A 21400-nucleotide genomic window follows, 5' to 3' on the forward strand; every position below is an offset into this window, starting at 1 on the left:
GCCGGAGTTGAGTAATTCCGGCTTTTTGTTTTTATTAAAAATTATCAATTAACTGGACTAAATCCATTTAATACTTTTGATGTTGCATTACGCAACAGGATAGAGTAACGCAGTGTTTTAATTAAAAAGTCTAATCTCTTGGTACTTGTGTCTCTTTACTTACCCTTTTCGGTAAAGAACTTCTTTAACTGCTTTAACGGTACGTTCGATGTTAGGTAAGGAAGCTTCAATGAGAGTAGGAGCGTAAGGCAAAGGCACATCGCGGCAGGTAACTCTTTTTACCGGAGCATCCAGGTAATCAAAAGCATTGTGCTGCACATGAAAAGCAATTTCCGAAGATATAGAGGCTAATGGCCAGGCTTCCTCTATTACTACCAGCCGGTTGGTTTTCTTCACCGATTCAATTACGGTTTTATAATCAATCGGGCGGACGGTACGTAAATCAATTACCTCAGCAGATATATTTTCTTTTTGGAGTTCTTCGGCGGCGGCTAAAACAACTTTCATCATTTTACCAAACGATACTAAAGTTACCTCTTTGCCGGGGCGTTTTATATCAGCTACCCCGATAGGGATAATGTATTCGTCTTCGGGCACTTCGCCTTTGTCGCCGTACATTTGTTCCGATTCCATAAAAATAATTGGATCTTCGTCGCGGATAGAAGCTTTAAGTAAACCTTTGGCATCGGCCGGATTGCTGGGAACTACTACCTTTAAACCAGGACAGTTGGCGAACCAGTTTTCGAAATTCTGCGAGTGCTGCGAAGACAACATGCCCGCACTACCAGTTGGTCCCCGAAAAACAATCGGCACCCGGTATTGCCCTCCCGACATCGACATCATTTTTGCCGCCGAGTTAATAATCTGATCAATGGCTACCAGCGAGAAGTTAAAGGTCATAAATTCAACAATCGGGCGCAGGCCGTTCATGGCGGCACCAATACTTATTCCGGCAAAACCAAGTTCGGCAATGGGAGTATCTATAATCCGTTGAGGACCAAACTCATCCAGCATTCCCTGACTTACTTTATAAGCTCCGTTGTATTCGGCTACTTCTTCGCCCATTAAAAAAATACTAGGGTCGCGCCGCATTTCTTCGGTCATGGCTTCGCGCAAAGCCTCTCTAAACTGAATTGTTCGCATTTAAATTTTGTTTTATTCTAGCTAAGATGATGTTACAAGCTCCTTCTGTTAGCTAATCCTAGAAAAATCAATTAAAATCCGGAAAGGCAACATTCGCTTTTTTAACAATCAAAACTACGTATTTTCTGAAATACTTACAGTATGTAGCCTTAAATTTTGTGATTAGTACGAAGAAAAAGCAAGTTACAGCCAGCCAAAACTTACTTTTATTTTATGCAGGAGCAATGCTTGACCCAAAGACAATGTGTCGGGGTATTCTGCAACCTTGTACCTGGTAAGTAGTACATACAATATACCTGGCAAAAGAACTTGATTCGTTTGGAAACTAAAATTATTCTTACCTGTTTTCCGTATTAGTAAACTAAAGCAGAAATAGTAGACGGAAAGCAGTAAGTAAAAATCGGGTTTTAGCTTTGTGTTTTATAGTATAAATTTACAGTATAAATGAAACGGTTACAATATTTTATCGAGTCGCAGGCATTTGGCGTTTGTACGGCTTTAGGCGAAAAACTAGGTTTTGCCACCAGCAGTATCCGGATGTCTTTTATTTATTTATCGTTCCTTACTTTTGGCTCACCGGTTCTTATTTACCTCATGCTGGCTTTTTGGCTAAATATTCAGAAATGTTTGCGTCGGCAGAAAAGTACGGTTTGGGATTTTTAAATCTTACTAGCACTTACTTAATTTCTGAATGAAGTAAACCTTTTGAATTTTAATTCGCGGTACGATTTTTTTCGCCGGATAAAATATTCCCATACAATACTGCCATTAAACCAACCCGATAAATTAGGTAAATCTAAGCCAAATTGTTCTGCTCGCTTTTGTCGCCAATAGGATCTGTTTTGCCAAACGGCTCGGTGCGCCTTTAATACGGCCCAACTATCTGCCGGGTGCCCACTCAATAAAAATTTTAAGGCTGCTATCCAATCTAAAACGAGGCGGGTAAATAAAGTAGAATAAAATCCCCGAGCGGGAAAATTCTTGTAAAGCAAGGCCAAACCATTCCGGAAGTTTAAAAACGTTTTTCGCGGATTAGATGCCGGTAAAGTTCCTCCTCCTACGTGATACACTTCGCTTTGGCCGCAATACATTACTTTATAACCCTTGTTTTGGAAACGCCAGCATAAATCTATTTCTTCCATGTGCGCGAAAAAGGCGGGTTCTAACCCTTTCATTTGGTGATAGGTAGCTGCCCGCACGAACATACAAGCACCGGTAGCCCAAAATACCAGCAATATATCGTTGTATTGGCCTTCGTCTTTTTCTAAAGAGTTAAATAAGCGGCCCCGGCAAAAAGGATAACCGAACCGGTCTAAAAGGCCACCTCCTGCCCCGGCGTACTCCAAATAATCGCGTTGTTGGTAAGATTTTAATTTCGGTTGACAAGCAGCGATAGTAGCATCGCTTTCCATTAAGGTAATTAATGGATCTAACCATCCGGCCGTTACTTCTACATCCGAATTCAATAACACGTAATAATCGGCTCTAATTTGCCTTAGAGCTTGGTTATAACCTTCGCAAAAACCCAGGTTTTGGTGGTGTTGAATTAACTTTATTTGAGGATAATTTTCTTGTAAGTAGGCAACAGAGTTATCCGTAGAGTGATTATCTACTACATAAATTAAATGACCAATGGAATTTGCGGTTACCGAAGGTAAGAATTGCGCCAGAAACTTTTGCCCGTTCCAGTTTAATAGTACAATCGCAATAGTAGGAGCTGGTTTATAAACCAAGGCTGCTTAAATCTAAACCCGGAATATTAGGTAAAAGGCCTTCGGTGTGGCGTTTCATCTCGTCGCGTGCTTTATCGCTGGCTTCGTCTAAGGCTTTATTAACGGCAGCTACTACTAAATCGGTCAACATTTCTTTATCCTCCTGGTTCAATAAAGAGGCATCAATCTCTAAGGAAATTAACTTACGTAAGCCATTCGCTTTTGCTTTTACCATGCCTGCTCCTGACTCCGCGGTTACCGTAATAAACTGAAGGTTATCCTGGGCTTCTTTCATCTTAGCCTGGACCTCTTTTATTTTACCCATCATAGAAAACATATCAAACATGGCAATTACGGTTTTTAGTTAAAAATAAACTTAGCGGAGCAAAGGTAAGAATTTACGAAAATAATACCTATCGGTTAACAGGAGACAAGAAGGTGCGAGTCAAAAATAGAACTATCTTTTTCACATTACGGAGCTATGCGGGTACTGATCCGGTCGCCCAGCATTAACTTATTATTGGGCGATTTATGCGGATTGTCTTCTACTTCATTCGTTTTATTTACAATATCCCGGATAATGGTATCCAGGTCGTGCGTAACAATGTTCAGATTAGCCAAAACTTCCAGATTAAACGGATCCGCTAAGTTTTTGTAATTAAAAGCATGAATGAGGCCTAGAATGTTTGCTACCGGAACCCGCACTTTATGCGATTGAATCCAGGCTATTTCTTTTAATTTTTCGTTTTGTTCCTGAATTTTTAACTGGTGCCGTTTCGTTTCGGTAATGTCCCGCGAAAAGCAGCCCGTACCGGTGATATTGCCATCGCGGTCGCGAATAGGATTAAAGCTTATTTCTACGTAATTTACCTCTTTATTCGCGGTGATTAACTGGTCTTCTACCGTATAAATTTCGCCCTGAAACGCTCTTTCGTATAAAGCTATCCATTTTGCATTTATTTCCGGATTTAAGTTCGGGTAGAGAACACTATCGCCTTTTTGCAAGTACCGGCCGGTAGTAAGCGCCAGTTGTTCCAAAAAGGGTTGATTGGCCGTAATCAGTTGATAATCTCTGTTCACCGACCAAATTAACGCATTGGGATTATTTATCAGCGCATTTAAATTTTGCGTGTTCTCAAAATCTTTTTCCTGCGCTAATTTTTCCTGGGTTATATCCTGAAAATAAACGGTCAAGCCGTCCACGGATGGATAAGCCGATACGCCGAACCATTTCCGGAAACGCGGATAATATTCTTCAAACTGTACTTTTACCTGCTCGGTCATGGCCCGCTGGTACTCGCTGTAGAATTTAAGCGATTTTAGCTCCGGAAATTGATCCCAGAGAGAATTGCCCATAATCTCTTCCCGCTTACAGTGCAGGATGCGTTCAAATTCTTTATTCACGTAAGTAAAATTCCAGTTCTTGTCGATGGCATAAAAGCCATCCGTAATACTTTCCAGTATATCATTGATGCGCTGGGTATATTCTTTGATTTTCTCGACGGATTTAAATTCTTCCGTAACGTCCCGGCCCATACCCTGCAACTCGGTAATTTTAGCGTTAACTGTTTTTATAGCAACAAATTCCCATTCCAATATCCGAATCTCACCGGCTGTGTTGTATTTATGAATAATTAAAGGCTGAACTTGCCCTGGTTGCCGCAAACATTTAGTTATTACATCCTCAAAGTATTTTTGATCTTCTGGGTGCGTATCCTGCGTAAATGGCTGCCCTATTATGGATTCGGGGCGGTAATCTAACTTTTGGCAGTAAGCTTGGTTCACGAAGGTATGTTGCCCCTGGGTATCAATCCGGATAAGGAAGGTAGTTTGAGAATCAATGAGCGAACGCAGGTGACGTTCTTTTTTTGCCAACCGGTTCGTTAATATCCGGTTTTCCTGCTCCGCGTGGATAATGGGAGAAATATCGAAGGCCATTACCAGCCGGCATTTGCGGCCATTATATTCCGTAGTGTTAGAGTAAATGCGCACGTAAAACAATTCGCCATTTTTGCGCCGATGGCACCAGATTCCGCTTTTAGAGTAGGAGGGAATTTCTTCCTGTAATCTTTTCTCCAGCGCCTCAATACTTTCCGCTGGCCGGATATCTTTAATGGTCATTCCAAGCAGTTCTTCTTGGCTATAGCCGTATTCTTCGAGCATGGCCCGGTTTACAGCCAGGAAACGTAAAGTTTCCGCATCAAACACCCACATGGGGTTCGGATTGTCGTCGAAAAGCCGCCGGAATTGCTTGTCCGCATTACGACGTTTCGTGAACAGGCGGTGCAAAAAACCGTATAAAACTATAGCCGTAACGGTAACATACGCATACCCCTTCCAGCTTTCCAGCCAGAAAATCTGTTGTATCGAAAGCTGCAAAATAGTACCCATTTTTTGCAGAGTCCAACTGCTAAAAGTAATCCAACTCAGCCCCAGAACTAAGTAAACCAGTGCAATTCTTTTAGCCATGGTTACAACAATAAGTATGTATGAAAGTTTAAGAAGATACTTCTTCCAATAAGCGCGAAAAACTAACTAAAAATACTACTATTATTAGAATTACAAAAAAAAGAAGGTAGTTCCTGGGTAATTGGCTAGTGCTTGGCTAAATTAAAAAATTAGAAATGAGGCCTAAATACTTTCATCTGATACTTTATCAGTACAGTTTATTGTCATGCACTGACATTTAAGTATTATTTATCTAACAACGAACAACTAAAAACAAACTACTACTTGATTAAAGTAACAGAGCCTTTTCGCTGAATCGTGTTACCATCGAGGTCTTGCGCCGTAAAGGAGAAAATATACGTTCCTACGGGGGCATCCTGGCCGTTTATTTTACCGTTCCAGCCTTCGCCGGGATTTTTGCTTTCGAAGATAACCTGGCCCCAGCGATTATAAATTTTGAGGCGAACAGCTTGAATAAACCGGCCTTTTACTTCAAAAATATCGTTCAAGCCATCGCTATTCGGCGAAAAAGCGTTGGGTATGGTGGCAGTAAAAGCTTGCGCGACGCGTATTTTATTCGAATAGCTTATTTCCGGTGAATTAGCAGTAGTAACTTTTATGCGATAGGCCAAAAGTTGACTAGTCGTATTTAGTTTTCTATCCGTAAAAGTAGTATTGCTTCCCACTTCGGAGGAACTAAGCAGTTGACCGGTAGCATCATCCGATACTTCAATCGTATACCTAGGAGCAGCGGTAAGGCCCACAAAAGCCGACCAGCGCAAATTCACCCGGTTCTCCGTTGAATGAAACGTTCCACTTAAAATAACCGGACAAGTTTGATTGCTCACCGCCGAAGTAAGTCCACAAGAGTCCGTGTAAGTAGCCTGGTAGCAAGGTTGATTATTTTCGTTAAAAGAGGCACTATCCAGATAAAGGGTTTGCTTTACTTGACCGAGATTGACGAAGGGCCCATTATTTATTTTCTTTTGCCAGCTTACTTCCGCTAAGGTTTCGTTTGTTGGGATAAGTAATTTTAATACTACCTGATTTTGCGCGTTAAAGGAGGCCAGAGCAAAGCCGTATTGGGGCGGCACGGTAGCCACACCTGTTTGGCAAGTATCGTTAGAGCGCGAACTACGGTTAGAAATTAATTGCGCGACTACCTGGTAACAATACTGGCGACCACAGGCTACGGCTGCATCCAGATAAGTAGTAGCGGCAGCCGGCAAAGTTTGCAGTAGCTTGTTGTCGCGAAAGATTTGGTAATTTACTACTTCAGTTGTATTGGGGTACGGTGACCAAAGTATTTGTAAAGCCTTTTCGGCGGAAGTAATTTTAATGGGTTGCGATACCAGCACCTGGGAGAAAATACCGGTTTTAGTACCACAAGAATCTGTTACCTGTAGGCGGTATTGGTAAGGGGTACGCGTATCGGTATGGGTGAGGGTAATAGTGCCGGAAACGGGAACGGAGGAAAGTAGTTGTATTTCCTGAAAGTTGGTGCTACCCACCGGGGCTCGTTCAATGAAATAATTATAGTCCGGTTGTAAACTGGAGGCTTGCAAAATTAAACTGCCCTGACTCACGGCGTATTGAGTGATTTGCAGGCTTTGTAGTTCCGGAATGTTTATAGCCGGTAAGGTTTGTACCTTTACTGTATTCTCGACGGTACAAGTAGCATTACGATACGCCGCTTTAATACTAATCTGATAGGTGCCGGCATTTTTATATTGGTAGCTAGTGTCTTTGCCCGGTAAAACCCGCCGCTCAGTACCATCGCCGAAGTTAAGGCGGTAATAATCGTAATGCGCATCCGTAATTCTAAAATTAACTTTATTGAAGGCGCAGGTAAAACTCGTGAGGGTGGGTGGGGGAGTGTTTAATACGGTAAATGTTCGCTCGAACTGGTTATTACCGGGCAAGCCCGTATTAATTAATTGCGTAACGGTGTAAGTGCCCGGCGCATTATAAGTAACGCTTTTCGTCGTGTCCGGGAAAGCTAATCCGTCGTTTTTGTTAGCGTCGTAATATTCTTTATCGGGTTGGGCGTTAGTTGAGCAAGATTTAAATCGAATTTTTTCACCTACGCAAAAGATGTTTACTTCCAAGCCTTTGGCATTATAAGCTTTAAATTTCTCGGGACAATTTGTTTGGGCTTGTAGTTTTGTGCCGAATAAAAGACTAAGCAGCAATAAACAAAAAAATGTAAAAGTTTAAAGGTTGGTTGTAACACGGGCATAGATAAACGAAATCGTTTTCCGGATGAGTTCAGCAAAAACAGTTTCCTTTAAAACGTCAATTACCTGATTTCGGTATACTGCCCGCAAGTTCTCTTCTGAATTTATATTTTTCTTTAAACTGTCTGTTGTAGTTAATTGTAAAATGGTGGCAAGGGCCAGTATATGTTCCAGGTTTTTTAATATCTGGTAAGGTTGTAGCCAAAAATGACGAATAAAATTAGTCGAAGGCCCGGAATTCGTGTCAAAGCCGCTTTCGTACATAATTAAATTTTCCTCGCTTAAGGTTTGCAGCAAAGCAAGCAAGTACTCTGCCTTCACAGACAAGTTTTCGTTTAAAGTAAAAAGCGTAGAATTATTATTTCTATTTTCGGAAAAGCTTTCTGTAATATGTTCCCCAAATTTAGCCAGTAATTTCTCTAATTGGCAGGTTAAACCGCTGAGGTGCTTTTGTTGCGTTTGCGGATAAGCCAGGGCTTCGTTTAACTGACTTTGCAAATGCTCTATTTGAGCCGGGAAAAGTTTTTCTGTAGAGGATAGATTCGGAGATTCCGGAAGCAAAATTTGGTAATAGCTAAATAATTTCTTGAACTGAATAAAATTGTATACCAAGCTACCCCAACCTAAAAAAGAAGCTTGCGGCAGGGTGGCCGGCAACTTTTCGGGCCAGGAGTTGATTTGCCAGCTAAAAATATCGTGCACATCAGCGGCATTTAGTAAGTAATTTTGGAAGTATACTTTGCCCTGGCCAAATACCGGCATCAGCAAATGGGCGGTCGGAGAAACGGCAAGTCCCTGACTGAAAACTTGCGGAAGAATTTCAAACTCGTAAAATTCCAGTATCCGGCTAATAATTTTGGAATTTAAAGGTAGCGGGTTTTTCGCGAAGAAGTCGGCCAGTAACAAAAGCATGACGCGCGTAATTTCTGCCGGAACTTCTAAGCCCAACCCAATAGCAAAATTCTTTAATTCTTCGGAAGTTAAACCCTCTCTTTCAGAATAATTATTAAACGCATCAGCTTTATCCCTTGGCTCAACTGAATATTTGAGACTTACTTGTTGAGAAAGAATATCCTGAATAATTTCAATGGTGAGCGGAATTTCGGGTTGAAGCCGGAATATTTCTTCCATTTCAAACCGCTAATTTCTTCAAAATTTCGTCTACCCGCAGATTTTCCTGTTCGCCGGTACGCATATTTTTTAATTTTAACTTGCCGGTTGTTATTTCTTCCGAGCCGATTAGTAAAACATAAGGTATATTTTTCTGATCGGCATAGGTCATTTGCTTCCCTAATTTCACCTGATCGGGATAAAGCTCGGTAGCAATATTCGCTGCCCGTAACTGCTGTAAAATGGGTAAGGCGTACTTTTCGGATTGATTATCAAAATGGGTGATCAAAACTTGGGTACTGGTTTGGGCTGACTCAGGAAATAATTTCAACTCTTCTAGCACATCGTAAATACGGTCCACGCCAAAGGAAATTCCCACTCCCGAAACATTCGGTAAACCAAACATACCCGTTAAGTTATCGTAGCGCCCGCCGCCGGAAATACTTCCTATTTTTACATTATTTACTTTTACTTCGAAAATGCAACCGGTATAGTAGGAGAGACCACGGGCAAGGGTAATATCCAAGGCAATTCTGCGAAAATTTTTAAAACCTAAATTTTCTAAATAAAATTTTAATCTTTTTAAATCGTCATATCCATAAGGATTGCGAAATACCCGCTTTAGAATATTCGGCCTATCTTCTCCTATTGGCAATCTGTTTTCATCTAATTCAACATCCTCTCGAATCTCACCAATAGCTTCATCAACCTTTATTTTAAGCTCATCAATTTTATCAAACGTACCATTTAATGATAATATATCAAACAGTCTTTCAACCATTTCAATAGTAAATCCTTTTTCTAATAGTTCTTTACTTACTCCTTCACGACCAATTTTGTCTAACTTGTCAATAGCGGCAAATAAATCGGTTTCAGTACCTTGCGCTCTTAGTGCCTGGTATAATCCGCCTAAAATATTTCTATGATTAATCTTTATCGTAAAATCAGTAATCCCTAAATTAGTTAAAACCTCATCAATCATCAGCACTATTTCGGCTTCGCAGAGCAGCGATTTAGTACCAACTACGTCGGCATCACATTGGTAAAATTCGCGATAACGACCTTTTTGCGGACGATCGGCCCGCCAAACCGGTTGAATCTGGTAGCGTTTAAAGGGGAAAGTAATTTCGTTGCGGTTCATTACCACGAAGCGGGCAAAAGGTACCGTTAAGTCGTAGCGCAAAGCCCGTTCGGTAATGGCGGGAGTGGAAAAGGGCTGTTGAAGAATTTTATTCCAATTCTCTTGAAGTTTCTCTTTTTCCGGCTCTTTCTTTTCGTGCAGACCGTTGTTTAAGATTTTAAACATTAATTGATCGCCTTCTTCGCCGTACTTACCCGTTAGCACCGATAAATTTTCCATGGCGGGCGTCTCTAAAGGCTGAAAACCAAATTTCTCGAAGGTTCTCTTAATGGTATTAAATATATAATTACGCTTTCCTACTGTTTCCGGACTAAAATCCCGGGTTCCTGTCGGAAGGCTCGGTTTTTCTTTGCTCATGCTTGCTTTCGTATTCTGGCGCGAAGGTACTAAATTTTAAATCGCGGATTTACGCGGATTGTACGGATTACGCAGATTATTTCTAAATCGCAGATTAAACGGATTGCACGGATTACACAGATTTTTTCTCATATACAATACTGAATTATTTATCCAGAAGAATACGGTAAAGAGTATTGAAAATATATTTAAAAGTAAAGGCTAATGGATTAAGTTAGCCTTTACTTTTAAATATATTCCCTACTATCATAACTCCTATTTCAAGTTATAATCTGCGTAATCCGTGCAATCCGCGCAAATCCGCGATTTAGAACTTAATCTAAAATCCAGTTTACGTTATACAAATCTTTGCGACGATCGCGCAAGTTACGTACACTGCCGCCGGTGTTCAGGTCTTTTAATAAATCCAAATCTAGGTCGGCTATCAAGGTCATTTCGGTGTTCGGGGTAGCTTCGGCGACTACCGCATCGTGCGGAAAAGCAAAATCGGAGGGCGAAAATACGGCGGATTGCGAATACTGAATATCCATGTTTTCTACGCGGGGCAAGTTGCCCACGCTACCGGTTATAGCTACGTAACACTCGTTTTCAATGGCCCGAGCCTGAGCGCAGCGCCGCACCCGGAGATAAGCGTTTTTGGTATCCGTCCAGTAAGGCACAAATAAAATTTTCATGTCCATGTCGGATAACATCCGGGCCAGTTCCGGGAACTCCACGTCGTAGCAAATCAGAATGCCAATTTTTCCGATGTCGGTGTCGAAAATAGAAAGTTTGTTCCCACCCCGCAGACCCCAATAAGCGGCTTCGTCGGGAGTAACGTGCAGCTTGTATTGCTTATCGTAGGTGCCATCGCGGCGGCAAAGGTAACTCACGTTGTGCAACTGCTTGTTATTATACTCAGGCATGCTGCCGGCAATAATATTAATGTTGTACGACAAGGCCATATTAATGAGTTTTTCCCGCACTTCGTCGGTATAATCGGCCAGGCTGCGAATTGCGGACGAAGGCGACGGATCGTTCGAGAGGGCCATAAGGGGAGCATTAAAAAACTCCGGGAACATAATAATATCGGCCTTGTACGAACTTACGGTATCTACGTAAAACTCAATCTGCTGCAATAAATCTTCCAAAGAAGTAAGATTGCGCATCTGCCATTGCACAATCCCGATCCGGACCACGGTTTTCTGGCCGCCAATTAGTTCTTCCCGCTCTTCGTAATACACGTTTATCCACTCCAGCAAAGTAGCATAAGCTTTTGACTCGATATCGCTGGGCATGTAGCCTTTTAATATTTTCCGGACGTGGAAATCGTTACTTAGCTGAAAAGTGAGAATCGGGTCGTAAATTTCTTTGTTGCGGACCATGTCGATGTACTTGCGCGGCGACATTTTTTCGGATTGTTCCATATACCCCGGAATCCGGCCGCCCGCAATAATACCGCGCATGTTCAGGTTTTCGCACATTTCTTTCCGGGCATCGTATAAACGCCGGCCGAGGCGCAGGTTGCGGTATTCCGGGTCCACGAAAACGTCTACGCCGTACAGGGTGTCCCCGTCGGGATTATGTGTATCGAATTTTCCTTTACCCACAATTTGCTCGTACGTATGCTTGTCGCCGTAATCCGAGTATTTCACAATAATACTGAGCGCCCCGGCTACCACTTTCCCTTTATCGGTAATACAAATCTGGCCTTCGGGAAATGCTTTCAGCAGTGCCGCAAATTCTTCTTTCGTCCAGGAACCGCCCAAGTTCGAATAGACCGTATCCATAATGCCTTTAATGGCTTTATAATCGGCGAGTCGTAATTGGCGTAAGGTTAATTTATGTTCGGTTTCTTTATTTTTATCGGATGCTTTAATTTTTTCAGTCATAGTAATAATATATTCCTGCTGGTTAATTCAGGTTTAACCGCCTTAATTCAAGCTACATTAATACTTGAAGTAAGATTGATAACAAAGGTAGTTATATTTTAATTTCCGGAATGTTACCTTCTACTACCAGTTTACCGGCGGTAGCCGCTTGTATTTGTTCAACGGAGACCCCGGGCGCCCGTTCCCGTAATACAAAGCCTTGTTCGGTAACTTCTAAAACGGCCAAATCGGTTACAATTTTTTTAACGCACTTCAGGCCGGTTAGAGGTAAACTGCAGGTAGGTAATAATTTAGATTGTCCGTCGCGGCTGGTATGTTGCATCGCCACAATAATATTTTTAGCCGAAGCTACTAAGTCCATCGCTCCGCCCATCCCTTTTACCAGTTTACCCGGAATTTTCCAGTTGGCGATATCCCCGCGTTCCGACACTTCCATAGCGCCTAAAACGGTTAAATCAATGTGTTCGCCCCGAATCATGGCAAAGCTTTCCGCGGAACTGAAGAGGGAAGAGCCGGGTAAAGTAGTGACGGTTTGTTTACCAGCATTAATTAAATCAGGGTCTATTTCAGCTTCCGCCGGAAAAGGACCCATGCCCAATAAACCATTCTCCGATTGCAATTCCACGTTCATTCCGGCGGGTATGTAGTTGGCCACCAAGGTGGGAATACCAATCCCCAAATTTACGTAATACCCGTCTTTTAATTCCTGAGCTATCCGTTTGGCAATGCCGTGTTTATCTAAGGCCATTTTAGTTGCGGGTTGTTGGTTGCAGGTTGTTAGATTTTGGTTATTAGTTGTTGATGGAATATTTAAATTAAAAAAGCAGCTGTAGCATCTAGCAAGATTAATAAAATTTAATAATTGGCTAACAACCAACAACGAGCAACTAACAACGAAACTACTGCGGTTTAAAATCAGCTTGTTCTTTAACTTTCTGGTTTTCGCGGGCATCTTCCAGGGAGTGCGCTTCCATAATACTTTCTTCTTTTTCGGCTATATCCGATAATTGATTGTAGTAACTTTTTAATACTTTCAGTTCTTCATCGCTCAAATCCTCGATGTTAATGAGCCGGTTACTGGCGCCTTTCAGGGCGGCGACCACCTCGTTTAATTTTAACTGAATGGCTTGAGAGTCTTTATTTTGGGATTGCTGAATGAGAAAAACCATTAAAAAAGTAACAATGCTGGTTACCGTATTAATTACCAACTGCCAAGTATCCGAAAATTTAAATAAGGGCCCGGTAATTGCCCAAACGAAAACAAAACCCAAGGCCACTAAAAAAGAAACGGGCTTACCCGACACCCAGGTAATTTGGTTAGCAAAATTTTCGAAGAATAGGGTAAATCTGCTCGGCTGCTTGTCTTTCATTTTTTCCATACCGAATTTTTATTTAATATCTTAAATCTTTACGGTACGGTGTTCAATTCGTTTTTCGTAATGTTGTCCTTTAAAGACGCGCTGGACAAAAATACCCGGGGTATGAATTTGATTGGGGTCCAATTCACCGGCCGGAACCAGTTCTTCTACTTCCGCAATGGTAATTTTACCGGCTGTGGCCATCATGGGGTTAAAATTGCGGGCCGTACCTTTGTAAATTAAATTACCGGCGGTATCGCCCTTCCACGCTTTTACCAGCGCAAAATCGGCCTGAAGCCAATGTTCCAATAAATACATTTTGCCGTTAAATTCCCGGGTTTCTTTGCCAATTCCCACTTCGGTTCCGTAACCGGCCGGCGTAAAAAAGGCGGGAATACCAGCGCCGCCGGCCCGAATGCGTTCGGCGAGCGTTCCTTGCGGAATCAGGTCTACTTCCAATTCCCCGCTGAGTAATTGTCTTTCGAATTCGGCATTTTCGCCGACGTAACTCGAAATCATTTTTTTCACCTGGCGTTTTTGCAGGAGCAATCCCAAGCCAAAACCATCTACGCCGGCGTTATTTGAAATGCAGGTTAACTTTTTTACGTCTTTGCGGAGCAATTCGGCAATACAGTTTTCAGGGATTCCGCAAAGACCAAAACCACCCAACATTATAACGGCCCCATCGGCAATATCGGCCAGCGCTTCTTGTACATTCGCTACTACCTTATCAATCATGTAAAGTATTTTTTAAGCTAACAGGTGTCAGTAATATACGATAAATTCAGCATGGGATAGCTAGAATAAGTAATTATTACAGTAGTAAGTCAGCGAGAACTTCCAAGGATGAACATCATTTTTTAACGGTATCCAGCAGAACTACCGGTATCGTTGCCGGTTGAATCGGTATCGTTGCCGCTAAAAAATGCGGCTTTACTTGTTTTAAAATGTGTTTTTAGACCTATATTAGCTGGGAAAAGGTTAGATAATACTTGAAAATTAGGCTTATTTCCGGAATTAATCTCAGGCAGAAGACCTGGTTTTTAAAGCAATTTACAATCAATAAAAAAATCCGGTTTACAGGCAATAGTACTTTTTCTAAAGTAGATACCTAACAAATTAGGCCGGTTGGAATCCACCTGATTAAAGAATGCATTTCTCCTGTTTGGCAACTAATTTTTCTTGATTAAACAAAAGCACCATGATTCTGAACGCCGAAAATCTTAAAAATATAACCAATGCGGGACAAGTAGAAGTACCCTTACCCTCTTTCGCGCAACTGCCCGAAAAAGTATTGCAGTTTGGTACGGGAGTTTTGCTGCGGGGCTTGCCCGATTATTTTATTCATAAAGCCAACCAAACGGGTATATTTAACGGTAGAGTAGTAGTAGTAAAATCTACGGATCAGGGCGATACAATTAGTTTTGCTAAACAAGATAATTTATATACGCTTTGCGTCCGGGGCATTGAAGCAGGTGAAAAAGTAGAAGAAAATATACTATGTTCGGCCATTAGCCGGGTTCTTTCGGCTACTTCGCAATGGGCGCAAATCCTGGAATTTGCCGCTGACCCGGAACTAACCGTAGTGGTTTCTAATACCACGGAGGTAGGCATTCAGCTGGTAGAAGATTCTATTCAGGCGCAGCCACCTATTTCGTTCCCCGGAAAACTGCTGGCGGTATTATGGGCCCGGTACCAGGCCTTTGCCGGCGATTCCACCAAAGGTTTAGTGATTTTACCCACCGAACTAATTCCGGATAACGGCATTCGGTTGCGGGAAATTATTTGGCAGTTAGCCTCGCAAAACCAACTGGATGCCCATTTCAAGCAATGGTTAACGGAAAATAATATTTTTTGCAATACGCTGGTAGATCGCATTGTACCGGGTAAACCCGAAGCAATGGCATTAACTACTTTACAACAAGAATTAGGTTATCAGGATGATTTGCTAGCCATAGCCGAAGTATACCGGTTATGGGCGATAGAAGGAGAGAAGCGGGTACAGCAAGTCCTTTCTTTTGCCCAGGCCGATGCGGGCGTCGTTATTGCCCCGGACATCCATATTTTTCGGGAGTTAAAGCTGCGGTTATTGAATGGTACGCATACGCTAAGCTGTGGGGTGGCTTTTCTGGCCGGTCTGCAAACCGTGAAACAAGCCATGGAGAATGAGTTAATGGCCGATTTTATTTGTAAGTTGATGCAGGAAGAAATTGCTCCGGCTATACCGTACCCGGTAGAACCAGCCGTAGCGCTTGATTTTTCGCAAAAAGTTTTAGACCGCTTCCGGAACCCGCACCTCGAACACCAATGGCTGAGCATTACTCTAAATTATACTTCTAAACTAAAAATGCGGGTAGTACCTGTTCTGCTCCGGTATTATGAATTATTTCATCACGTTCCCGAAAATATGGCTTTAGGGTTTGCGGCTTACCTGCAATTTATGCAAGTAAAAGAAAAAGAAAATAATAAATATTACGGTGTTTTTTCCGGAAACCGGTACGTCATTAACGATGATACAGCTCCCCTTTATTACGAGCTTAGCCAGCAGGCAGATTCGGAAAATTTTGTGCTAACTGTTCTGCAGAACCAGGAATTATGGGGCGTAAATTTAGCTGCTCTCCCGGGTTTTACCGCCTCCGTTCAAAATTACTTGACTCGCCTCCAAGAAAATGACATAGAAAACATTCTGCGGGAAATGAACCTGGCCAGAGTAAAAACTTCTTAAAAATAAAGTTTAGCATTAACTGTACTTCTGTAATACCGGAAAGTTATTAAATAATAAGCCGTTTACGTATGGTGTGGAAGAATTGCCTATTTGATACCCTTTGCTTGGTAGCCTTTCTGGTTATTTTAGATACAATAGATTAGGTAAGGCGTTAAATAACGTATACCTACCTACCCAGCAACTAATCTAGTCCGAACCGTGCTTTTTTAATTCGTAAATAATTTACTCCTAATACTATGAACCAGGTTTCTGTAGCTGCTTCTTTGCAGGTAACCAATAGCTCGAATAAGTTTTTAGACGAAAATTTTTTGTTGCAAAGCAAAACTGCCCGGCAATTGTACCACGATTTTGCCCGGCACCTGCCCATTATTGATTACCACAACCACTTACCGCCGGAGCAAATTGCCCGCGATCACCAATTTGAGAATATCGCGCAGGTTTGGTTATACGGCGACCATTACAAGTGGCGGGCCATGCGTACCAATGGGGTGCCGGAAGCGTATTGCACCGGCGGAAAATCGGATTGGGAGAAATTTGAGCAATGGGCTGCTACCGTACCGTACACACTCCGGAACCCGCTTTACCACTGGACGCATCTGGAGTTGCAACGGTACTTCGACGTACACGAAATTTTATCGCCCCAGAACGCCCGGGAAGTGTACGAAAAGTGTACGGCTCTCCTGCAAACTCCCGAATATTCCGTGCGCAATTTGCTGCGCAAAATGAACGTAGAAACGGTTTGCACCACCGATGACCCTCTAGATTCTTTAGAGCACCACCAAAAATGTAAACAAGATGGTTTTGAGATAAAAGTAAGGCCGGCTTTCCGGCCGGATAAAGCCATGCAAGCCGAAAATGGGGAAGCCTTGCTCGGATATATTCAAAAACTGGAAGCTATTACCCAAACTTCTATTAGTTCGTACCAGACGTACCTGACTGCCTTAAAAACCCGCCACGATTATTTCGCGCAAAACGGTTGTGCCGTGTCGGACCATGGTTTGGAACAAATGTACGCGGAAGACTATACCGAAGCAGAAATCGAACGAATTTTTGCTAAGATCCTGAACCAACAAACTTTGCCGGAAAAAGAAGTTTGGCAATTTAAATCGGCTTTATTGTTTCAGTTTGCGCTTTGGGATCACGAGAAAGGCTGGGTGCAGCAATACCACCTGGGCGCTTTGCGCAACAATAATCCCCGTATGCTGCGCCAACTTGGCCCCGATACGGGGTGGGATTCCATTGGCGATTTCCGGCAAGCGCAAGCTTTAGCAAAATTCCTGGCCCGCCTGGATAGCGAAGATTGCTTAGCTAAAACCATTTTGTACAATTTAAACCCCGCCGACAACGAATTAATGGCTACCATGGTGGGTAATTACAACGATGGCTCGGTGCCCGGTAAAATTCAGTTTGGCTCAGGTTGGTGGTTTTTAGACCAGAAAGACGGCATGGTAAAACAAATTAACGCTCTCTCCAACATGGGCTTGCTCAGCCGTTTTGTGGGCATGCTCACCGATTCTCGGAGCTTCTTGTCCTTTCCGCGCCACGAGTATTTCCGCCGGATTCTCTGTAATTTATTCGGCGAAGACGTAGAAAATGGCGAACTCCCCGCTGATTTAGCTTGGATGGGCAAAGTAGTGCAGGATATCTGCTACCATAACGCTAAAAATTACTTCCAGTTTTAAATAGTACAGGTAAGTAAATTCAATAATCTCCCGAATAATTCAGCAAGTGCTATTTTTTATTTATCTCCGGATGAAGTTTTAGGAATTGTCAGGCCATAGAAGTAGAATGAATATCTGTTACATTTTATATAATATATTTGTGCTTGCAGTTCCGGTTATCGGTTAGTTTTAGGAGGATATACGGAACAACTCCGTATATCCGGTAGTTGTATGACATTTAGTAATTAAATGAGAGAAATATTAAAAGCGTTAGGATTACTATTATTTGTGGTTCTGGCAATAGCTGGAATCTTTCTGTTAATTGTATTGAACGATTTTACCAATGCATTTCAGCCAACTTATTCTAAAGTAGAACTCATTTCAACAAAGGACAACTCAGTAATTTATATAAAATCGAAAAACTGGGGCCTAACAGGTGACCACCAAGTTACAGTTATAACTAGTAATGAAGACTCAGAATTTGAGCCTGATTCAACTCAAGAATATATATTTAATGGATTAGGTGCAGTTGTATACCGTGTAAAACAGGATACTTTAATTCTGTATGTTAGTCCCAAAACAAAGATTCCAATAAACTTCCAATCAAATTGGAAAATTAAACAGATTGAAACTGAAAGTTCTGAAAAACAGGAATTATTAGTTAACCCGGAATATAAGCAAATTTAGAAAAACGCCATACAACCAAGTATATAAGTCAAACTGCGGCTTTGCCTAGTTAGCCTCATATACAAACCGTTAACAGTAACCTTAACATATTACCGAACAAAATGAGATTACTGACTTTAATATTGGCAATTATTTTGAGTGCCTGTAATAATCGGACATATGAGGTTGACAAGTTTACGACTGAAGAGCTTATTTGGTACAAGCCGTTTATTAAATCTGACTCAATAATTTACATTTCGGACAAAGGCGAGAAAGACACTATTATTTTCAAAGCACCAGAAGCCGCAAGTGATTCGACAAGAAGCTTTGAGCAAGGATTTTCTAACACAAATTATTTGACTGTTGTATATGAATTTTCTAAAGGAAGTTATCATCAATCTGCAATGATGAGCGACGGTAAAACTCGTTAAGACCATTGGTTCGTTAATTCTTCCAAGTCATCGGCCGGTTACGGTAGTGTTGAAATAACTTTTATCGGAACATTTTTTAGTGAAAATATTAATAATATCCAGAGAGTAAATGACAGCACTTATTATTTTGACAGTGAAAAAGCTGACTACTCAGGACTGAATGTTGAAAAAGGAATTAAGAATTTTACTTTTAATACAAGACTTGGTGTCACAGAATTTGTGGATGACAGAAACATTAAATGGAAAAGACAATAAAGGCAGCTGCTAACATTGTGTAAACAGCATCTCGGCCAACGGTTTCGACGCCGCTTACACGAGGCCGTTATAGGCTGCTATAAAGAATTGTATAAATGGGAATATTTGATTTTCTAAAGAAAACACCACAAGAGGCTTTTGAGTTAAATATAAAACAGTCCGGAGGTACTAACAACTAGACTTCTGTATTTTGAGAAGCCTGAAATGGACGTTGTAATAATTCTAAAAGAACTTAAATCACTATACAGTTATGTTGCATCTTCCGGGGAAGGGAATACCTTATTTTTCATTTTCCCTGACATAAAATACATTTAGTAGATGCTTTAAATTCTCAAAAGCTAATTTCGCCGGCAGACTTGTTATCCAATATAGCTTCAGCTAATAAGAATGTATTAAGCGGATTAGTTAACGTACGTCTGTTAAATATTAACAACGGCAAGGCAGGAGAAATATGAATGGATACCATTGGAATGCACGCGCTAGGTTTGCCAGACTTTCAAATTAAGTTTACCAACCTGAATGAAAGTGAAGTTGCAGGTTTACTTTGGAACTACTGGTACTATGTTTATGCAAGCGGGGACGTTATTCAGTCCGGAAATACTTGGCAAGGCTTGTCAAAAAGATCAAAATGGAAAGCAGAGAAACAATTATCATTCATTGAGCCAGAACGAGTTGTTATTGATATGCGTGTAAATTAGAGAGAACAGCCTATCGTCACATTTTTATAGTACCTTAAACACCGAAAAGTCCAGTAGGTTAGGGGTATGCAAATCAATCTGCCAGATAATCTAAGAATAAATAAGTCTTTTATAAAACAAAATAACAATTTCAAACACCAGCTACTTTCACCTTAAACTAATTATCAGAAACACTTACAAACGGGGCAATTCTAATTACAAGTGAAAGTATGCATGAGAAAAAACTTTAATAAGTTTACGAAATAGTAATTTAAAAGATAATTAATGAAAAATTAAATTCTTGTGAAACTAAACGATTAATATGAAAGCATTCATAAATAACAACTTGCCTAAACTGTTACTGGGTTTTTCTGCTCTTGTTTTTTCTTCAGGGTTCCTGATTTTTGCCCTGAAGTTTAATCCTGCTAGCGCCAGTATTGCTAGTACTGCACAAGCTAATAATACTGAATACGTAATTCCTTTTAACGGTAAAGATGAAATTGTACTGGTAAGATTTGATAATTCAACCGGAAAATATGTATTCAAAACAATATATAAACCTAAGTTGTAACTCTAATTAATATATACTATGGTAAATGAAACCTGGAAAAAAGGTTTTGGACAAAGAGGAAATATGTTCCGTGGAAGATAGTTTTAGGCAATGCAAGTACTTAACTACAATCAACAAGTACCGGTTTATTCTTTAGAGCCGGACGAAGTAGCCGGTAATAAACATTTTAGAGTATATAACTTCGAAGGCAGTTTACCTAACCAGTCAGATCTTCTGGTACCGCACCGCAAGGATCATTTTCTGCTTGTTTTTATCAGACGTGCGGGCAGCCGCCAGTGGATTGACATGACGCCCTATGTACTTAAAGATAATACCATTTACTTTTCAGGACCGAATCAAATTATCGTAAAAGAAGGATTGGAACAATTATGGAGTACGGGTATTGCGTTTACGAGGGAGTTTTTGGCATTTCAGGAAAACGCTTCTTTAAGCAAGTTGCCGCTCATTCAAAATTCTCAGGGCGCCCATGAATTGCTGCTTACGGAAGCCGATGTAAATTTTGTCGAGGAGATATTGGCCAAAATCAATGGGGAATATCAAAGTTCCGGTGAATGGCAACAGCGCATGCTGACGGCTTACCTCACGGTGCTGCTTACTTATTTAAGCCGGTTGTATACGGAGCAGTATAAGGATAACCAAACTTCCGCAGATAAGCTATTATTAAAAAAGTTTCAGACGAAGATTGATGCGTACTTCCGGGAACGGCATGAGGTAAGTGATTATGCTTCGCTGCTACATATTTCGGCCGGACATTTAAGCGAAATAGTAAAAAAACAAAGCGGCAAGCCGGCCATTAAACATATTCATGAGCGAGTAGTACTGGAAACCCGGCGCTTGCTCTTTCATACCGATACTTCTTTAAAAGAAATTGCCTTTGAACTCGGTTTTACCGATGCCTCTTATTTTAACCGCTTCTTTAAGCGTGAAACCGGGGTAACACCGGCTGAATACCGGGCTAACATCCGTAAAATGTACCATTAATCCAGTTGAATGTGTTACAGCTAAGAAACATACAGGCCGTAGCTTTGTTCTGTTCT

At 41.3% G+C, this 21400-nt stretch carries 19 protein-coding genes; 8 read left to right on the forward strand and 11 right to left on the reverse strand.

Annotated features, from left to right (window positions below):
* Positions 1-159: 159 nt before the first annotated feature.
* Entirely contained in the window at positions 160-1143 is a 984-nt protein-coding gene (locus tag AHMF7605_RS02565; RefSeq protein ID WP_106926149.1) for a pyruvate dehydrogenase complex E1 component subunit beta, read from the reverse strand.
* Positions 1144-1587: 444 nt separating this feature from the next.
* Between AHMF7605_RS02565 and AHMF7605_RS02570 the strand changes: the two genes are divergently transcribed.
* Complete coding sequence (locus AHMF7605_RS02570; protein ID WP_106926151.1) at positions 1588-1806, forward strand: PspC domain-containing protein; 219 nt, start codon at positions 1588-1590, stop codon at positions 1804-1806.
* 17 nt (positions 1807-1823) lie between these two features.
* Here AHMF7605_RS02570 and AHMF7605_RS02575 read toward each other — a convergent pair whose 3' ends face one another.
* From AHMF7605_RS02575 to AHMF7605_RS02620, 10 genes are all read right to left on the reverse strand, one after another.
* A complete protein-coding gene (locus tag AHMF7605_RS02575) occupies positions 1824-2876 on the reverse strand; it encodes a glycosyltransferase family 2 protein (RefSeq protein WP_233218904.1) in 1053 nt (350 codons plus the stop codon).
* On the reverse strand, positions 2866-3201 hold the full coding sequence (locus tag AHMF7605_RS02580; RefSeq protein ID WP_106926153.1) for a YbaB/EbfC family nucleoid-associated protein: 336 nt from the start codon (positions 3199-3201) through the stop codon (positions 2866-2868). Before AHMF7605_RS02580 ends, AHMF7605_RS02575 begins: the two co-directional genes overlap by 11 nt.
* Before the next feature lie 125 nt (positions 3202-3326).
* Positions 3327-5324: a PAS domain-containing protein gene (locus AHMF7605_RS02585; protein ID WP_106926155.1), complete on the reverse strand. Its 1998-nt coding sequence runs from the start codon at positions 5322-5324 to the stop codon at positions 3327-3329.
* Between the two features lie 260 nt (positions 5325-5584).
* Complete coding sequence (locus AHMF7605_RS02590) at positions 5585-7495, reverse strand: T9SS type B sorting domain-containing protein (protein WP_106926157.1); 1911 nt, start codon at positions 7493-7495, stop codon at positions 5585-5587.
* A gap of 21 nt (positions 7496-7516) precedes the next feature.
* On the reverse strand, positions 7517-8671 hold the full coding sequence (locus AHMF7605_RS02595; protein ID WP_106926159.1) for an aromatic amino acid lyase: 1155 nt from the start codon (positions 8669-8671) through the stop codon (positions 7517-7519).
* Position 8672: 1 nt separating this feature from the next.
* Positions 8673-10148, reverse strand: a complete 1476-nt coding sequence (gene hisS / locus AHMF7605_RS02600; protein ID WP_106926161.1) for a histidine--tRNA ligase — start codon at positions 10146-10148, stop codon at positions 8673-8675.
* Between the two features lie 314 nt (positions 10149-10462).
* Positions 10463-12019, reverse strand: coding sequence for a carbon-nitrogen hydrolase family protein (locus AHMF7605_RS02605; RefSeq protein WP_106926163.1), 1557 nt, complete (start codon positions 12017-12019; stop codon positions 10463-10465).
* A gap of 91 nt (positions 12020-12110) precedes the next feature.
* Positions 12111-12767, reverse strand: a complete 657-nt coding sequence (locus AHMF7605_RS02610) for a CoA transferase subunit B (RefSeq protein ID WP_106926165.1) — start codon at positions 12765-12767, stop codon at positions 12111-12113.
* Between the two features lie 151 nt (positions 12768-12918).
* A complete protein-coding gene (locus AHMF7605_RS02615; RefSeq protein WP_106926167.1) occupies positions 12919-13398 on the reverse strand; it encodes a low affinity iron permease family protein in 480 nt (159 codons plus the stop codon).
* A gap of 21 nt (positions 13399-13419) precedes the next feature.
* Positions 13420-14115 (reverse strand): CoA transferase subunit A, encoded by a 696-nt coding sequence (locus tag AHMF7605_RS02620; RefSeq protein ID WP_106926169.1) that lies wholly within the window; start codon positions 14113-14115, stop codon positions 13420-13422.
* A 463-nt stretch (positions 14116-14578) separates the two neighbouring features.
* On the opposite strand from AHMF7605_RS02620, the gene AHMF7605_RS02625 reads away from it, so the two are divergent.
* The 7 genes from AHMF7605_RS02625 to AHMF7605_RS02655 all read left to right on the forward strand — a co-directional run bounded on the left by AHMF7605_RS02625 (position 14579) and on the right by AHMF7605_RS02655 (position 21344).
* Entirely contained in the window at positions 14579-16102 is a 1524-nt protein-coding gene (locus tag AHMF7605_RS02625) for a tagaturonate reductase (RefSeq protein WP_106926171.1), read from the forward strand.
* A 236-nt stretch (positions 16103-16338) separates the two neighbouring features.
* Positions 16339-17784, forward strand: a complete 1446-nt coding sequence (uxaC, locus tag AHMF7605_RS02630) for a glucuronate isomerase (protein WP_106926173.1) — start codon at positions 16339-16341, stop codon at positions 17782-17784.
* Positions 17785-18012: 228 nt separating this feature from the next.
* Positions 18013-18450 (forward strand): hypothetical protein, encoded by a 438-nt coding sequence (locus tag AHMF7605_RS02635; protein WP_106926175.1) that lies wholly within the window; start codon positions 18013-18015, stop codon positions 18448-18450.
* A gap of 101 nt (positions 18451-18551) precedes the next feature.
* Positions 18552-18860 (forward strand): hypothetical protein, encoded by a 309-nt coding sequence (locus AHMF7605_RS02640; protein WP_106926177.1) that lies wholly within the window; start codon positions 18552-18554, stop codon positions 18858-18860.
* Between the two features lie 710 nt (positions 18861-19570).
* Positions 19571-19813, forward strand: coding sequence for a DUF4261 domain-containing protein (locus AHMF7605_RS02645; protein ID WP_106926179.1), 243 nt, complete (start codon positions 19571-19573; stop codon positions 19811-19813).
* Positions 19814-20114: 301 nt separating this feature from the next.
* The gene (locus AHMF7605_RS02650) at positions 20115-20363 is read left to right on the forward strand and encodes a hypothetical protein (RefSeq protein WP_106926181.1); all 249 of its coding nucleotides are present in this window, start codon (positions 20115-20117) and stop codon (positions 20361-20363) included.
* 90 nt (positions 20364-20453) lie between these two features.
* Entirely contained in the window at positions 20454-21344 is an 891-nt protein-coding gene (locus AHMF7605_RS02655) for an AraC family transcriptional regulator (RefSeq protein ID WP_106926183.1), read from the forward strand.
* The last annotated feature ends 56 nt before the right edge of the window (positions 21345-21400 follow it).

Source organism: Adhaeribacter arboris, from assembly GCF_003023845.1.
Classification (GTDB): domain Bacteria; phylum Bacteroidota; class Bacteroidia; order Cytophagales; family Hymenobacteraceae; genus Adhaeribacter; species Adhaeribacter arboris.

Bases quoted from the DNA above. Each gene is read 5' to 3' on its own strand.
- AHMF7605_RS02580 (WP_106926153.1), bottom strand. From the start codon at position 3,201: ATGTTTGATATGTTTTCTATGATGGGTAAAATAAAAGAGGTCCAGGCT.
- AHMF7605_RS02585 (WP_106926155.1), bottom strand. From the start codon at position 5,324: ATGGCTAAAAGAATTGCACTGGTTTACTTAGTTCTGGGGCTGAGTTGG.
- AHMF7605_RS02570 (WP_106926151.1), top strand. From the start codon at position 1,588: ATGAAACGGTTACAATATTTTATCGAGTCGCAGGCATTTGGCGTTTGT.
- AHMF7605_RS02565 (WP_106926149.1), bottom strand. From the start codon at position 1,143: ATGCGAACAATTCAGTTTAGAGAGGCTTTGCGCGAAGCCATGACCGAA.
- AHMF7605_RS02605 (WP_106926163.1), bottom strand. From the start codon at position 12,019: ATGACTGAAAAAATTAAAGCATCCGATAAAAATAAAGAAACCGAACAT.
- uxaC (WP_106926173.1), top strand. From the start codon at position 16,339: ATGAACCAGGTTTCTGTAGCTGCTTCTTTGCAGGTAACCAATAGCTCG.
- AHMF7605_RS02620 (WP_106926169.1), bottom strand. From the start codon at position 14,115: ATGATTGATAAGGTAGTAGCGAATGTACAAGAAGCGCTGGCCGATATT.
- AHMF7605_RS02640 (WP_106926177.1), top strand. From the start codon at position 18,552: ATGAGATTACTGACTTTAATATTGGCAATTATTTTGAGTGCCTGTAAT.
- AHMF7605_RS02655 (WP_106926183.1), top strand. From the start codon at position 20,454: ATGCAAGTACTTAACTACAATCAACAAGTACCGGTTTATTCTTTAGAG.
- AHMF7605_RS02645 (WP_106926179.1), top strand. From the start codon at position 19,571: ATGGATACCATTGGAATGCACGCGCTAGGTTTGCCAGACTTTCAAATT.
- hisS (WP_106926161.1), bottom strand. From the start codon at position 10,148: ATGAGCAAAGAAAAACCGAGCCTTCCGACAGGAACCCGGGATTTTAGT.
- AHMF7605_RS02650 (WP_106926181.1), top strand. From the start codon at position 20,115: ATGAAAGCATTCATAAATAACAACTTGCCTAAACTGTTACTGGGTTTT.
- AHMF7605_RS02635 (WP_106926175.1), top strand. From the start codon at position 18,013: ATGAGAGAAATATTAAAAGCGTTAGGATTACTATTATTTGTGGTTCTG.
- AHMF7605_RS02615 (WP_106926167.1), bottom strand. From the start codon at position 13,398: ATGGAAAAAATGAAAGACAAGCAGCCGAGCAGATTTACCCTATTCTTC.
- AHMF7605_RS02610 (WP_106926165.1), bottom strand. From the start codon at position 12,767: ATGGCCTTAGATAAACACGGCATTGCCAAACGGATAGCTCAGGAATTA.
- AHMF7605_RS02595 (WP_106926159.1), bottom strand. From the start codon at position 8,671: ATGGAAGAAATATTCCGGCTTCAACCCGAAATTCCGCTCACCATTGAA.
- AHMF7605_RS02625 (WP_106926171.1), top strand. From the start codon at position 14,579: ATGATTCTGAACGCCGAAAATCTTAAAAATATAACCAATGCGGGACAA.